Raw genomic sequence first — 14305 nt, forward strand, 5'->3', positions numbered from 1 at the left:
GAGGCAGAGCCGATTTAAGGGCAACGCGACAGGCGGTCCCGGCCCAGACGTGGACCTGTCCGCCTTCCTCGATCGCCGTGACCCCGAGAACATGGTGGATGAAGCCGAGCCCTTCGCGGATCGCGCGGGCGGGTGGCTTGACCTGATGGCGCAAGCCGCCGACCTGCACCCGATCACGCGTGCCTGCATGGGGTTTCACCTCTGGAGCCTCGCGGGCCTCGGACAGCAGAGCAACCGAATGGAAGCGGCGGTCACGGCGTCGCGCATTGCCGCGCATGAGGGCGAGGGGGCAATATTCGCACCCCTGGCCATGGGTGGGGCGGGGGCGCTGCGCGCCGGCGGCCCCCCGGCTGAACGTTTGGCGCGCGGGCTCGAGAAAATGGAAACGGCCTGCCTGACCGCGATGCGGCACCTCGACGATATCGAGACATGGTCGGCGCTGGCGGAAGCCGAGATGACCCCACTCTCGGGCAAGACGCCGCCAGCCCTGCGCGGAGTGCTGACCGAATGGCCCCTGGTCTCTGCCCCTATGGCCGAGGCCCTGACCGGAGCCAGCCGCGCCGCTGTCCAGCGCAACCTCGCCTGGATGGAAGCGCGGGATCTGGTCCGCGAGCTAACAGGGCAAGGACGGTTCCGAATGTGGCGCGCCACAAACTGATTGTCGAAGCGATCTGTGCGCGCCGATGTTGCGTCTATCCGCAGCACGGCTGAAACGGTGAGGAGCACCGTTTTGCAGATGCTCGAGGTCAAAGAGTTCGGCTGATCGGCTGAGACAATTCGGCTATCGCCACGTCCCCAACTACCATGAAAGCATTGTCGACTGGGTCGTGACCGGTCTGCGGGTATAAACCGGACAGACCATACAACGCTCCAAGCGACGAACGAGCCGTTGTCGCAATGGCATGTCGAGTGATGTCTTCTTGAAAATCGCCTTCGGAAAGAGCAGGGGCAGGACATGAAGCTGCAAAATCTCGAACGCCATCAAGCCTGGATCTACCTCGCTGCCATCCTTTCCGGTCTGGTCTTGGGCTCGCTCGCCCCCGGTATCTCGGGGGTGTTCGAGGCGCTGCTTTGGCCGGTGTTGGGGCTTATGCTTTTCACTACCTTCGCTCAGATGCCGCTAGCGCACCTGCCGCGCGCGACGCGCGACCGGCGTTTCATCGGCACCATGTTGATCGGCAATTTCGTCCTGGTGCCGCTGCTGGTCTGGGGGCTGATCGCGTTCCTGCCTGACGATCCTGCGCTTCGGCTCGGGGTGCTTGTCGTGCTGCTGGTGCCCTGCACCGACTGGTTCATCACATTCACCCATCTCGGTCGCGGCGATGCGGTGCGTGCCGCGTCCGCGACACCGATCCTCCTCGCGGTTCAGTTCGCCAGTCTGCCGCTCTTCCTTTGGCTTTTTCTCGGCGAGGCATTCTTTGAGCTTCTCGCCGCCGACCGCATTGCCGCCGTCTTTGCGGCGCTTGTCCTGCTGCCGCTCACAGCGGCTTTCCTGCTGGAGCGTTGGGCAGAGGCGCGCCCGGAGCGGGCCGCGATCGTAAATCGCCTCGCCTGGCTGCCGGTTCCGCTTCTGGCTGTCGTGGTGTTCCTGATCGCGGCCTCGCAAGTCGACGCGGTACGGGATGCGCTGCCGGTTTTGGCGCAGGTGGCGGGCGCCTACGTCGCCTACCTCGTCGCCGCAGCACTTCTCGGTGCGGCGACCGGGCGGGCGGCCGGATTGTCCACTAGCGGGTGACGAACGGTCATCTTCTCGCTCTGAACCCGCAACTCCTTCGTCGTACTTCCGCTGGTGCTGGTGCTTGGACCGGAGTGGAACGTGGCGGCCGTGGTCATCGTCTTCCAGTCGCTCGTCGAGCTCTTCGGCATGGTCGCCTATCTGTGGATCGTGCCGCGCTATCTGGTCCCCGAACATGCGGCGACCACGCAGGACTCCGCGGGGAACGAATGATCGCAAACAACGGCGCTGGCACCATTGTCCGCTTGGCTGACATGCATGGGCGTCCTCAACTATGGCCCTTCAGGTCACCTCCGTCAGCGCGTCGATCACAGGGCATTCAGGGACATCGTCACCGGTGCATTGCGCCACGGTGGAAGACAGCACGCGTTCGATGCGTTTGAGATCGTCGATCTTGGCGCGGACCGAGGCGAGATGCGAATTTGCCAGACCCTGCACCTCGCCGCAGGTCTGGGCACCGCCATCGACCAAGGCGAGCAGATCGCGGACTTCGTCGAGCGTGAACCCAAGCTCGCGCGCGCGCATGATGAAGCACAAGCGCGCGACATGCCGATCATCGTAGACGCGATAGTTTTTGCTGGAGCGCGGCGGCTCGGGCATAACGCCGATGTTCTCGTAGTAGCGAATGGTCTCGAGATTGCAGCCGGTCAGCCTGGCCAGATCTCCGCGCCTGAGGACCTTCACCGATCTGTGACGATTTTTCACGTTTGACCCTCTTGAGCCTGTACCTGCTACAGACCCTAGATTGAGATCATCACTGAGGCAAGGATGATTCGAACCATGACTGAAACCACATCCGCCGACCGGCAGACGGCAATGGACGAAACAGGGGCTGCCGACAAAAAGGCATGGACGACAACCTGGCTCGGCGCGCTTGGCGCGCTGGCGATGACCTCATGCTGCATCCTGCCGCTGGTGCTGGTCAGCTTCGGCGTTACCGGCGTTTTCATTGCGCAGCTGGGCGTTCTCTACCAGTACAAATGGATCACCTTCGCGCTGAGTGCCGCCTGCATCGGCTATGGATTCTACAAGGCCTACCGTCCGATCCCGACTGAGGCCTGCGCGGATGGCACCTGCGCGCGCCCCATGAACCGGAAACTCATGCGATCCATTCTTTGGATTGCCACCGCCATCGTCACCGTCGCGATGATCTTTCCCTATCTCACCCCATACCTTCTGTCCTACTGAAAGGCCGAACCCATGAAGTCACTCCATCTTGCCCTTGCGGTCGTTGGCACTCTCGCAGCTTCCCCCGCCAGCGCCGCCGAACAGCGCATCAATATCGGGGTAGGCGAACTGACATGCCCGACCTGCTCCTACACGGTGGCGGCGGCCATGCGGGGCGTTCCCTCGGTCGAGATCATCGACTTCATGGAAGGAGAGGAATTCGGCACCGGCACCTACATCGTCGCCTTTGATGACGAGGCCGCCGATCAGGACATGATCGTCGAAGCAATCCGCGCCACCGGCTATTCGGCGGACATCGTCGAGTCCGGCGATTTCTGATCGCATTCACCGACCCGCACTCGGAGCTGGAGACAGCATGACAGACATGAACAATAACAATGAACCCACGACCCTTTTGCGGCGCGGCCTCATCGGCAGCGTATTTGCGGCGATCTGTTGCTTCACGCCGTTCCTGGTGCTGATCGTCGCCGGGGTCGGACTTTCTGCCGTTGTTGGTTGGCTCGACTACGCGCTTTTCCCGATGCTCTTCGCCTCGCTGAGTGCGGTTGCATATGCCCTGTGGCAGCAAGCCGGCAGACCAGGGCACAGTCCGAAAGCCCTTCTCATCGGCTTGGCGGTTGTTCTTTCGGCTCTGCTGTTCTGGCTGGAGTTCCGCTTTGCTCTGCGGATCTCGGTTGCCGCCGCTTTGGCGGTGGCGGGATATGCGCTCTGGCTCAGAAAATCAGGCAGTTCAGCAGTGAGCCGGATCAAGAGAAACTGGCACAAGGAAAGGAACAGGTATGACCAAGACCTATGACCTCATCGTGATCGGCGGCGGCACCGCTGGAAATGGCGTCGCCCGGATGGCCGCGGATGCAGGCTGGAGCGTCGCCAGCATCGACAGCGAACCCCATGGCGGCACCTGCGCCCTGCGCGGCTGCGACCCCAAGAAAATGCTGGTCGCGGTCACCGAGGGTGTCGAATGGGCCGAAAACATGGAAGGCAAGGGGCTGGAGGCGCAACCTTCGGTCAACTGGCCCGACATGATCGCCTTCAAGCGCAGCTTCACCGAAGCTATGCCACCGCGCATCGAAGCCGGGTTGGAAAAAGCGGGGATCGACGTCTTGCATGGGCTGGCACGGTTCACCGGCCCCAATACGATCGAGTTGAACGGCGAGACCCTGACCGCGAAGCATTTTCATATCGCCACCGGCGCGCGGCCGATGACGCTGAACATCCCGGGCGAAGAGCATCTGACCACCAGCACCGAATTCCTGGAACTGCCTGAGCGACCGAACCGCATCGCCTTTGTCGGCGGCGGCTTCATCGCCATGGAATTCGCCCATATTGTCAAGCGGGCGGGCGCGCGCGAAGTGACAGTGCTGGAGATGATGGACCGCCCCTTGGGTCCTTTCGATCCCGACTTGGTCGCAATGCTGGTTGAGGCAACCGAAGAGCTCGGCGTCGATCTCCGCACCAAGGCGAAGGTGGCGAAGATCGAAAAGCAGGGCGACGAATTCACCGTCACGGTGGAAACTCCCGACGGCACCGAAACGATCACTTGCGATCTGGTGGTGCATGGCACGGGCCGGGTGCCCAATATCGATCGCCTTAACCTTGAGGCCGCCGGCGTCGAATACTCACGCCGTGGCATCAAGGTGAGCGACGCGATGCGCACCACCAATCCGGCGATCTTCGCCGCGGGCGACTGCGCTGCCAGTGGGCCCAAGCTGACCCCGGTGTCCGCCTTCGAAGGGCGTGTGGCAGGCAAGAACCTGCTGGCTGGAGAAGACGAGCGTACCGTGGATTATCCGCCGATCCCGTCGGTAGTCTTCACCCTCCCGATGGTGGCCACCGTGGGCTTGTCGGAAGCGGTGGCCAGGGAACAGGGGCTGAAGTTCGACACCCATTTCGAAAAGACAGGGGACTGGTATTCGTCGCTGCGCGTCGGCGCGAAACATACCGGATTCAAGGTTCTTGTCGAAGAGGGCAGCGGACAGATCCTCGGCGCGCATCTGATCGGGCCGGGCTCCGAGGAGCAGATCAATCTTTTCGCCATGGCCATGGGTGCCGGGCAGACCGCCAACCAGATCAAGGCCATGATTTTCGCCTATCCGAGCTATGCCTCCGACATCGGTTCGATGGTGTGATTCAAAATTATTGATCGGGGCCGTGTCGCGATACCGATCGCAAGCTAAGGAAGAACCAATGGACCAAACTGTAACGAAAGACGATTGCTGCACTGCCAGTGAAACCCGCGATGACAACTACGATCTCATTGTCGTTGGTGCCGGCTCGGCCGGGTTTTCTGCCTCGATCACGGCAGCCGATGCCGGAAAGCGCGTGGCGCTTATCGGGCACGGCACCACCGGCGGCACCTGTGTGAATGTCGGCTGCGTGCCGTCCAAGGCGATGATCCGCGCCGCAGAGGCGGTGCATGGCGGCGCGTCGGCCGCCCGGTTCCCGGGCGTCGAGCCCTGTGATCATGCGGTGGATTGGGGTGCCGTAGTGCAAGGCACCACCGATCTGGTCGAGGAGATGCGGCACAAGAAATATATAGACCTGCTGCCCGCCTATAAAAGCGTTACCTATATCGAGGATGGCCCGGCGCGATTGGTCGAGGGTGGCGTCGCTGTTGGAGGACGGGTGATATCCGCCCCGCGCGTCCTGATCGCCACCGGCTCGCGCCCCCACCTGCCAGCGATCGAGGGGATCGACACAGTGGAGCCCCTCGATTCCACCGATCTATTGACTTTGCCTGACCGGCCCGAAAGCATCTTGGTGCTGGGCGGCGGCTATATCGGCTGCGAGCTGGCGCAAATGGCTTCAAGGCTGGGGGTGAAGGTCACGCTAGTGACCCGCTCGCGCCTCCTGCCGGGCGCCGAACCGGAGGTGGCCCAGGCGCTGACGCAAGCGCTGAAGGCCGAAGACATCGCGGTCGAGACCGGTCTTGCTTACGTCTCGGTCGCGAAAGCTGCGGGCGGCGTCAATCTGATTGTCGAACGGGGTGGCAAGACCGAGGATCTGACCGCCGAACGGCTGGTTGTGACCACCGGCCGGATCGCCAATTCCGAGAACCTTGGATTGGAAGAGCTTGGCATCGAGACCGACGCACGCGGCTCTATCAAGGTCGGTCAGGACATGGCGACCACGCGTGCCGGCGTCTGGGCCGCGGGCGATGTCACTGACCGTGACCAGTTCGTCTACATGGCGGCCTATGGTGCCAAGGTGGCGATCAACAATGCCCTTGGATTGGAGCAGATGCGCTATGACAACGCGGCGATGCCGTGGGTCGTGTTTACCGACCCGCAAGTGGCCGGCGTCGGCCTTTCGGAGGTTGAGGCCAAGGCGGCGGGGCACAAGGTCAAAACCAGTGTGATCACGCTCGACAACGTGCCCCGCGCCGTCGCTGCACGCGATACCCGCGGCGTGATTAAGCTGGTGGCCGACGCGAAGACCGACCGCCTGCTGGGCGGTCAGATCGCAGCACCGGAGGGGTCGGACACGATTCAGACACTGGCAATGGCGCTGATATTCGGCATGACCGCACGGGCGCTCGGAGAGACGATCTTTCCTTATTTGACCACGGTCGAAGGGCTGAAACTCGCCGCACAAACCTTCGACAAGGATGTAGCCAAACTCAGCTGCTGCGCGGGGTGAAAAGACGAGAAATTCCGGCGACACCGACTCATAAGCAGCGCTCATTGTGAACCAGCGCGTACAAAGCCACAAAGTGCTTGTGGCGGTCAGCATTCTCTCGGCATGGAGGCTGACGGCGGTAACGGATAATCACATATTAGAGCCAGCAGTGCACATCCCACGTTCTGTCATTAGGTTGGTTATTGTGGCGGGGTTCATAAACAGACCGATCTCATCAAGATGGAAAGTGATCGGGAGTTGCCGAGAACGTCGCTGGGTCAACAATTGGTCATTACATTAGCCCTGTCTATTTGATCGCCCGCAATACAAAGAAAGAATCGCCATGAATACAGTTGATACTGATTCTCGCACAACAGGTTCACTACCCGCATTCAACGCCCGAACTTTAGGGTTAATGTTCGTCGCAGGTTTCTTTGCGACCGTCGCGTTCGATCTGTTGGGTCAGATCATCAGCCCGGGCTTGGGCTTTTCGCGGTTGTCACCGCACGGGCTAGCGAGGAGCTTACTCGGCAGCCTTGGTCTGCCGAACGGTGATTTCGCAGGATATTTCGTACATTTTTATCTTGTTGGCCTGATTGGCTATCCCGTCGGTTGGTTGTTCGTCTTTAGACCAATTTGGCACCGTATCGCGGGGCAGACGAACTGGTTTTTGCCCTCGGCGATTTATGGGTTCGGCCTGTGGGTGTTGGCCATCGGGGGCACTACTTCTGTCGCAGATCTTCCCTTCTTTCTGAATTTCACCGGCATTGCCTGGGTAGCGCTGGTGGGTCATATGCTCGGGACCGGGATCATGAAAAAGCGTGGCACGCTACAATTTCCGGGCCAGAGACCAGTCACTATGGATGAGAAATCACCGTCATTTGCCGGTAGCTCTATTGCAGGAAATGCAATTCTTGTTGACGGTGATCGTTGGACCCACTCCTGATGTGAGCCAAGCGAAAGAACCATCAGCTTTCGTCCGGAAACCTTCAATAGGAAGCGAAAACCGTGCGTATAGTCGAACTCGGTTCCGGATCATCCGAGTTGCTGGGCTGTGTCCACGACAGGTAAACCCCTTCATTCGTTCGCGCCGTGCGCGGGAAGTTGACCGAACCTGCGCCGTTGTTTCGCGCAATCAGTTGCAGGTCCTTACACTGCTGACCGGTTGTGATCTGGCAAGCAAGGATCACCTCGCTCTCATTTGCCCATTCGACCCACGTCACGAACGCAGTCTGAGGGTCCAGCATGAGAATATCGACCCGACCGGCGGGAATCCCGAGGCTGACTTTCGCCGGATCGCCAAAATTTCTGCCACCATCGGAAGAGAACGCAACCTTGACTTCCGGCTTGTCATTTGCAGCCGTGAACCAGGCCACGGCGGCTGTTTGACCGGCGGTCGCGATGGCGGGGCCATTGACCGGGCAGCCGGAGATTTCCCAGCCGTCATTGTGGACGTTTGTTGGTTCTGACCACATGCCGCCTTGGTGTCTTACGACAGATATATCCCTGATTTCCGCATCTGTTCTGTCGCGGTATGCGACAAGGACGGTGCCATCGTCCAGCGATGCGGCGGACGTCTGGCAGCATGAACAGGTCTGCGCATCGACAAGAACATCATCGGTTCGCGTACCTTCGGGCGTGATCCGGGTTGCGCGCAACTGCATTGCATCCGGGTAGTTGCTGGCTGCGCTGGTGAAAAGCGGCTTGTCATATGCGCGTCCGTCAAGCCAGACAGACATCAAGGAACCGTCTTCGAGCGGCTGGAGCGTGACAAAACCGTGTTGGCTAACCGACCGATCATCATGTGGCGTTATCGGTGCGCTCCATGTCAGGCCCTCATCCGGCGAAAGAGAGATCTTGACGTCATAGGCATAGTCGTTTTTGGAATTTTCCCACAGCCAGTGAGCCGCAAAGGTACCGTCATCAAGCGCAACAACGGACGGAAAATCGGCCCAGTTCACGAAGAGTTCGTCGGACACGGTAACAGTGCGGGCCGCGCTCCATTCTGCGTCTTCAAGGACCGACAATTTTACCGCAAACCCGGCAGGGTGTGGTTCGGTCCAACCCAGCAGGACCCGATCATCCTGCAGTGCGAACAGGGTGGGTTCCTGCGCATTGTTCCCGACCGGTGGGTCTAGGTCGGCGAACTCCAATGGCTCGGCAAGGACCATGCCCGCCGTCATGCCCATGAACAGATGGGCCACAATCACGCCAGAATGGATTTTTGATGGCATTGCGCACCTTTCCGATTATCAGACCAGCGTCATTCACAACCTGAGCATAGGCAAATTTTGGCGAGTGCCATGTAAACTTTTGTATGACGGGCCTGTGCTTGTTGTTAAGAGCGATATCCCGTTGTGGCACAGCTTCGCGTCAACGGTTGGCGCAACCACCGCTCCGACCTCAGCTGACTTGCATCCAGGTCGCCATGCCATCAGCCTGATGGCTCAGCATATGGCAGTGCAGCATCCACGCGCCGGGATTGTCGAGTACGCACACAATCGTCATCGTCTCGCCCGGCGCTACGAGGGTCGTGTCGCGAAGGTGGGTTCGCGCACCATTCTGATCGGTTTCCCAGAAATGGTGGCCATGCAGGTGGATACCGTGCGGAAAAGCAGTGTCGTTCACCATCCGCACCTGCACTGCTTCATCACGTCTTGCCGAAATCAGCGGTTTGTTCGGCAGACCGCTCACGTCGTTGAAGGCCCAGCCCCCGAACCCGCCGTGCGCGCCGTCCCCGGCACCGCCTTGCATGAAGAGATCTGCCGTTTGCGTGATCTCTCCGGGCGCGGGCACGAGGTTCGCGGGGAGGGGAGCTATCGGCGCAGACCGGATTTGTCGCTGACCGTTCAACATAATGCCCCCCAGTTCCTCGCCACCCGAAGGCACGGTTTCTCTTAGGATCACATCACCCGTCACATCTGCGATGATGTCGATGCGCTGCGCCGGTGCGAGTTTTAGATTGCCCAGCGAAACCAGCTCGGGCAGCGGCATCCCGTCATAGGCCACACAAAAGCCCGTCAGCCCGTCGATACGTATCTCGAAAATGCGATCCGGTGTCGGATTGATCAGACGCAACCGGATGTGATCCCCCAGCCGCGCCTGCTCAGACGACAGGAAGGTGGTCATCAAGTTCCCCAGCCTACCTGCTGTTATGAAATCAGCGCGGTCGAATTCCATGTCGAACTGGCCGGTGTCATCAAGCCGAATGTCGAAGAGGATGGCCGTGATGTCCTGATCCACGTCTGGCGGGGCAGGTTCTTCGACGATCAGGGGCCGAACAGTCCGCGGGCGACCTGTTCGTAGGAAAGGTAGTGGGAGTGATACCAGTAGGTTCCGGCATCGGGAACCGGAAACCGGAAACCGGTACTCGTAACCCTCATTCGGGATGATGACATCCTGTGTCAGCACGTTTACGCCGTCCATCGCGTTGGGCAACCGAATGCCATGCCAGTGTACGAGGGTCCCGTCCTCCAGCCCGTTTTCCACCCGCGCCCGCAGAATATCGTTCTGGCGCTGTCTGATTTCGGGGCCGGGACAGGTGCCATTGAATCCAAGCATTGCAATGTCCCGCGACCCGATCCGGGTGAAGGCCGGGCGTCAGGGTGACAGGCACCGAAGCCGCACTCAGGGGCAGGGGGAGCGTGGCTGCGCCAAGCGCAACCATCATCTGAAGACGCTTAAGCATGGGTTTCCGTGTATTCCGTTTCTGGGGCCTGCAACCCACATCCCCCACCGTTGCGGAAGGGCGTCCCGGCGAGATATATTGATACATTGCAGATCGGCGCCCAGGTTTGGCGGAATACCGGAGAGCACCTAACGTATCTGCAGGTCCTGAATGGCCGCAAGGATCTTTCCGTCGGTATCATCGCTGTCGGCTGTCACCGCAAGACCGACCAGAACCTTTGGCATGTCCCCGAACGCACGCACGAAATCGCGATCCAGGTTCACATTCTCGGTGAAGTTGCCGGTTTGCGCCGTTTGCAGAATTTTCGATTTGAGACCCGTCGAGTAGGGGCTGTTCAGCAATGCGCCTTTCGCATGATTGCCACCCCAGACATAAACCAGCGCCCGCGTATTGGGATCACGCAGCAATTTGCGCGCCGTTGTTCGGCCAAGCGTGCTTGCGGTCTGCGGATCGACGAATATGAAGTACAAAGCAAGATTGCGATCATCGCCGCCGCGCCGTGTGAGGTCGGTTCCCTTAACACCCTGCGTGACGGACCATTCCCACATTGCTGCCTTTGCGGTGCCAAGGGCTGCGCTGACCGGACGCCAGAGAACCGAAACCGTGCCATCGGAAATCACGTCCAGCCGCCGACCTTGCAGGCCGTACTCGTTCGAAAAGAGCCGCAAGAGGCCCTGTTCTTTCCAGCTTCCATCGAATGGAATTGTCTTTCCTTGCGCATAGAGGGGCGGGGCGTTTGCAGCTAATGCAACAAAAGCGATGAAAAGTGTCGCTGCGAGGGACCGTATAAACATCTGAACTCCTTTTGCGATGCCGCTGGTCCTGCTTTGATCCCGGTTATCACCATTATGTGCCGTCATGATCCGTTGAATTGTGCCGGGCGCGCGCAACTTCAATGAACATATCCGTGATCATAGATGTGGTTGCGCAATGGTCGTTGCAGGACGCGGGAGCGAATTCAGATCATGGAGCGCGACCTTGATCGGCTGATTTCCCGCGACGGACGGATCCAGTAGGCGGCGGAGCTTCCAACCGTTACAAACAAGTACAAAACTCATGGGATACAAGCGCCTGAACACATGGACGCGGGTGCCGATGTGCGTCATCTCTGGTTCAACGGAACCGACTCCCGCACGCAAGGATGGCACATTCACCACAGCGCTTTGGGCTGGGGACAACAGGGTTGAACGCGCCAACGTCCGTTGCGGGAAACAAAATGTGGCCTTGTGTGAAACAGGCAAAGGTAACAAAGAATGCTGACTTCGATTATCCAATTTCCTGACATCGGAACAGAGATTTTTGCCGTTGATATCGGATCGTTCCGCTTTGCCCTGCGTTGGTATGCGCTGGCCTATATTGTTGGCCTCCTTATCGGCTGGCGCATCTGTGTCGCATTGGTCCGCTCTTCGTCAGTCTGGGGGGCCGGGGCGCCGCCGCTGCAACCCAAGCAACTGGAAGACCTGCTGACATGGATCATTCTGGGCGTGATCGTGGGGGGCAGGCTGGGGTTCGTGCTTTTCTATCAACCTCAGTACTATTTTCAGAACCCCGTCGAAATCTTCATGGTCTGGCAGGGTGGTATGTCATTTCATGGCGGCTTTTTCGGCGTGGTCGTGGCCACCTTGCTTTTTTGCTATCGCAACGGCGCACCCGTTCTATCAACGGCGGATCTGCTCGCTGTTGCAACACCACCGGGTCTTTTCCTCGGTCGGCTGGCCAACTTCACCAATAACGAGCTTTGGGGCCGTCCGACCGATGTGCCCTGGGCGGTGGCATTCCCCGGCGAGGCGGCCCAGTCCTGTGCGGGCGTCGTGGGCCTGTGTGGCCGCCATCCGTCCCAGCTTTATGAGGCTCTTCTGGAGGGTATCCTGCTTGGCTCGGTCCTGATCTTTCTGGCCTGGAAACGCGGTTGGCTGCGCTTTCCCGGAAGCCTTACTGGCCTGTTCCTGGCGGGATACGGAAGCGCAAGGTTCCTTGTCGAGTTCTTCCGGCAGCCTGATATGCAGTTCGTCACGCAGGACAACCCGATTGGACATGCGGTTCATTGGGCGGGCTATGGGCTGACAATGGGCCAACTGCTGTCGTTGCCGATGATTATCCTTGGCGCGGCCCTGATCGTATGGTCCCGCAGGCGTGTGACGGTTAATTCTGCGGATCTGGTGTCGACATCAGATTCTTTGTGAATATCCGAGCGTAGTGTTGGCGAAGTGACCATTGCGGCCTGGGTCCGCATATGAGCCTTGGGCGCGTGCTCAATGATGCGGCTTGCGTCCTTTCGCAATCATCAGATGGTGCTCTTGATGATGTACACCGATTGTCATCAGACCAAAGAAACCAAGGCCCTGTATTTGTTCACCATCGCCACCCACGATCAGTGCGACACCATCCTCCATTTCTTCTGACGCAACACTCCAGCCTGTTTCACCGGCAAGGAACGGTGCATGGGCGGGAACCATTGTGTTGATGGCCGACAGGACACGCGGGCTGCCACGCACTTCGAACCGTGCCCCGTCGGGCCGCAGAATGCGGGTGACCTCTGCCTTTCGTGTCAAAAGGTCCATATCGACCAGATGGTCCCTCAGTTTGTCGATATTGACGGCGCCCCAATCGGTTTCGGGATCGGCCTGGAGCAGCACAACTATTTCGGCCAATGCGGCGAAGGCGGACTGGCCGGTTTCCTGGGGCGTCGGACGCGTGACCCATGGATGAATGCATTTGTTGCGGCGTAACGGGTGTCGCAAGCAAGACAGCGAAGAGAACGGGTATCAGTCGCATGGACCAGCCTTTCCTGAGTGTATTCGGATTCAGCCTAGTACCTGATCGGACCCTGAAATATGATTTGGATCATATGATGCCTGAACCCTATAATCTCATACCGCCCTCCGCCTTGCGTCCGCTGACGAGGGCCGCAGGGGATACGGTCTTTCGTCAGGGCGCGTGGACCTGCGGCCTTTATGTTGTTAAGTGCGGGCGCGTTCATCTTGAGCGTGTCGGCCCGGATGGCGAACGATTTATCATCTACCGTGCCGAGCCCGGGATGAGCCTTGCCGAAGCATCGGTGTTTTCGGATAGATACCACTGCGATGCGGTCGTGGCGGAGGCTGGGGCGTTTGTACAGATCGACAAAGCGGCGGTCTTGTCTGCCTTTGCAGATCCGGATTTTGCACGCGCCTATGCGCGGCAAGCGGCACAGCAGATACAAGCGCAACGTCAGGCGCTTGAGATCGTAGGCATCCGCCGCGCAGAAGAACGGGTCTATGCCGGTATGGTGGCGGGCCTGCTTGAAAGCTCCGTTGTCGATTTTGCCAGCGCGCTGCACCTTTCGCACGAGGCCACCTATCGGGCCTTGCGAAAGCTTGTGAATGATGGCCGGATCGCAAATCCGACCCGGGGAACGTATCATTTGCGCCCCTGAATGGATCAGCCGGACCATGCCCGGTTCGAGATAACAAAAGGTGCGGTAGCAAAGCTTGGCGGGTATTTCGCTTGCCCGATAACAATGAGAATTGCTGCCCGCGACGATGACCTGTTTTCAAAGATCGCCGTTATGCCCTGTCTTACTGCTCGCCGCTGAAAGGTCGATTGCCTCAGCGCCGCTTTCGTCGAAGCACCGTGTTTCGATCTGCAGGGTTGCGAAAAAGAACCCGAAGTCCTTACGCAGCATGTCGTAGGCGGTTTGCAGGACCTCTTCTTGATCTGTGACACGCAGATGCGCGGAGAAGACATGCTTGCCACTTGTCAGCGCCCAGGCATGAATATGGTGAACATCGGAAACCTCGTGCAGTTCTTCAAGGGTACGTTTGATTTCAGGCAGACTCACTTCGGGAGGCGTGCCTTCCATCAAAAGATGCGCCGCTTCTTTCAGCAATCCCCAGCTCGCCCATAGCAGGACAAACCCGAACGCCATGCCAAGCAGCGGGTCGATCAGCAGAAACCCGGTGAATTCGATTGCGAGGGCGGTCACGATGATCAACAGACTGCCAACAAAGGTCTGGATGATATGCCAGAACGCTCCCTTCGTGTTCAGATCTTCCGTAACCGGCCGGTAAGGACCACAGCTCAAGCGACGGCCTTCG

At 59.4% G+C, this 14305-nt stretch carries 17 protein-coding genes; 11 read left to right on the forward strand and 6 right to left on the reverse strand.

Annotated elements, in window-relative coordinates:
• The 3 genes from ATO3_RS27745 to ATO3_RS29405 all read left to right on the forward strand — a co-directional run.
• Positions 1-658: hypothetical protein (locus ATO3_RS27745; protein ID WP_143747412.1), on the forward strand; the 658-nt coding region annotated here is incomplete at its 5' end.
• Between the two features lie 297 nt (positions 659-955).
• Complete coding sequence (locus tag ATO3_RS27750; protein ID WP_227512167.1) at positions 956-1735, forward strand: arsenic resistance protein; 780 nt, start codon at positions 956-958, stop codon at positions 1733-1735.
• Between the two features lie 54 nt (positions 1736-1789).
• Entirely contained in the window at positions 1790-1948 is a 159-nt protein-coding gene (locus ATO3_RS29405; RefSeq protein ID WP_231886353.1) for a hypothetical protein, read from the forward strand.
• Between the two features lie 69 nt (positions 1949-2017).
• On the opposite strand, the gene ATO3_RS27755 is transcribed toward ATO3_RS29405, so the two are convergent.
• Positions 2018-2419: a MerR family transcriptional regulator gene (locus ATO3_RS27755; protein WP_037953553.1), complete on the reverse strand. Its 402-nt coding sequence runs from the start codon at positions 2417-2419 to the stop codon at positions 2018-2020.
• Positions 2420-2515: 96 nt separating this feature from the next.
• On the opposite strand from ATO3_RS27755, the gene ATO3_RS27760 reads away from it, so the two are divergent.
• The 6 genes from ATO3_RS27760 to ATO3_RS27785 all read left to right on the forward strand — a co-directional run bounded on the left by ATO3_RS27760 (position 2516) and on the right by ATO3_RS27785 (position 7487).
• Positions 2516-2923, forward strand: coding sequence for a mercuric transporter MerT family protein (locus ATO3_RS27760; RefSeq protein WP_009824452.1), 408 nt, complete (start codon positions 2516-2518; stop codon positions 2921-2923).
• 12 nt (positions 2924-2935) lie between these two features.
• The gene (locus ATO3_RS27765) at positions 2936-3241 is read left to right on the forward strand and encodes a heavy-metal-associated domain-containing protein (RefSeq protein ID WP_048535538.1); all 306 of its coding nucleotides are present in this window, start codon (positions 2936-2938) and stop codon (positions 3239-3241) included.
• A gap of 37 nt (positions 3242-3278) precedes the next feature.
• Entirely contained in the window at positions 3279-3719 is a 441-nt protein-coding gene (gene merF, locus ATO3_RS27770; protein ID WP_081285561.1) for a mercury resistance system transport protein MerF, read from the forward strand.
• Entirely contained in the window at positions 3703-5052 is a 1350-nt protein-coding gene (locus ATO3_RS27775; protein ID WP_050672455.1) for a dihydrolipoyl dehydrogenase family protein, read from the forward strand. Before merF ends, ATO3_RS27775 begins: the two co-directional genes overlap by 17 nt.
• Before the next feature lie 58 nt (positions 5053-5110).
• Complete coding sequence (gene merA / locus ATO3_RS27780; protein WP_050672454.1) at positions 5111-6562, forward strand: mercury(II) reductase; 1452 nt, start codon at positions 5111-5113, stop codon at positions 6560-6562.
• Between the two features lie 322 nt (positions 6563-6884).
• Positions 6885-7487, forward strand: coding sequence for a hypothetical protein (locus tag ATO3_RS27785; protein WP_227512168.1), 603 nt, complete (start codon positions 6885-6887; stop codon positions 7485-7487).
• Between the two features lie 43 nt (positions 7488-7530).
• On the opposite strand, the gene ATO3_RS27790 is transcribed toward ATO3_RS27785, so the two are convergent.
• The 3 genes from ATO3_RS27790 to ATO3_RS27800 form a co-directional block, all read right to left on the reverse strand.
• Complete coding sequence (locus ATO3_RS27790; RefSeq protein WP_050672453.1) at positions 7531-8775, reverse strand: sialidase family protein; 1245 nt, start codon at positions 8773-8775, stop codon at positions 7531-7533.
• Between the two features lie 169 nt (positions 8776-8944).
• A complete protein-coding gene (locus ATO3_RS29555; protein WP_348429606.1) occupies positions 8945-10102 on the reverse strand; it encodes a multicopper oxidase family protein in 1158 nt (385 codons plus the stop codon).
• A 255-nt stretch (positions 10103-10357) separates the two neighbouring features.
• Positions 10358-11125: a DUF3047 domain-containing protein gene (locus ATO3_RS27800; protein WP_231886351.1), complete on the reverse strand. Its 768-nt coding sequence runs from the start codon at positions 11123-11125 to the stop codon at positions 10358-10360.
• A gap of 357 nt (positions 11126-11482) precedes the next feature.
• Here ATO3_RS27800 and lgt point away from each other — a divergent pair, with 357 nt between their 5' ends.
• Positions 11483-12412: a prolipoprotein diacylglyceryl transferase gene (gene lgt, locus ATO3_RS27805; protein ID WP_050672452.1), complete on the forward strand. Its 930-nt coding sequence runs from the start codon at positions 11483-11485 to the stop codon at positions 12410-12412.
• 69 nt (positions 12413-12481) lie between these two features.
• Here lgt and ATO3_RS27810 read toward each other — a convergent pair whose 3' ends face one another.
• Positions 12482-12865, reverse strand: a complete 384-nt coding sequence (locus tag ATO3_RS27810) for a hypothetical protein (protein ID WP_009824461.1) — start codon at positions 12863-12865, stop codon at positions 12482-12484.
• Positions 12866-13002: 137 nt separating this feature from the next.
• On the opposite strand from ATO3_RS27810, the gene ATO3_RS27815 reads away from it, so the two are divergent.
• Positions 13003-13644 (forward strand): Crp/Fnr family transcriptional regulator, encoded by a 642-nt coding sequence (locus ATO3_RS27815; protein ID WP_228711380.1) that lies wholly within the window; start codon positions 13003-13005, stop codon positions 13642-13644.
• 117 nt (positions 13645-13761) lie between these two features.
• Here ATO3_RS27815 and ATO3_RS27820 read toward each other — a convergent pair.
• Positions 13762-14305 (reverse strand): cation diffusion facilitator family transporter (locus ATO3_RS27820; protein ID WP_143747413.1); only part of this gene is annotated, 544 nt, incomplete at its 5' end.

It is taken from the genome of Marinibacterium profundimaris (assembly GCF_002210095.1).
Taxonomy (GTDB): domain Bacteria; phylum Pseudomonadota; class Alphaproteobacteria; order Rhodobacterales; family Rhodobacteraceae; genus Marinibacterium; species Marinibacterium profundimaris.